The 341-nt window shown below is 47.5% G+C and carries 1 protein-coding gene; it reads right to left on the bottom strand.

Features of this window, described 5'->3' with window-relative positions; translation table 11 throughout:
* On the bottom strand, positions 1-227 hold a 227-nt coding region (locus HJY11_RS13410), incomplete at its 3' end, for an FtsX-like permease family protein (protein WP_208076444.1).
* Positions 228-341: the final 114 nt, after the last annotated feature.

Genomic DNA, 341 nt, shown 5'->3' with positions numbered 1-341 from the left:
ATCCGGTCCTTTAATACATGCCGGATCAAAGTATACACAAGCCCTCCCGAACACAGACCGGTAACAGCCGAAAGAATCATACTGACGCCAAATTCCACCGCAAAGAGCAGATAGATGGTCCGGGTCCGAATCCCCAGAACCAAAAATGTCCGGTACTCCCGGTTACGCACTTTTGTATAGTTGGAAATCAGATTGTACATGAGAAGAACGCACAGAAAAATAATCATTACCGTGGCGCCCTGGAAAATCCCCTGGAGTCTTAAAAGCCACCGCGGAATCCCAGGTATCTGTGGTATCGCTCCTGCAGTGAGAAAGACTCCGAAAGAAACAATCAGAAAGAT

Source organism: Bittarella massiliensis (ex Durand et al. 2017) (assembly GCF_017566145.1).
In the GTDB taxonomy this organism is placed as follows: Bacteria; Bacillota; Clostridia; order Oscillospirales; family Ruminococcaceae; genus Bittarella; species Bittarella massiliensis_A.
The sequence above is the reverse complement of the archived record's forward strand: the minus strand, read 5'-3'. Positions and strand labels throughout refer to the sequence as shown.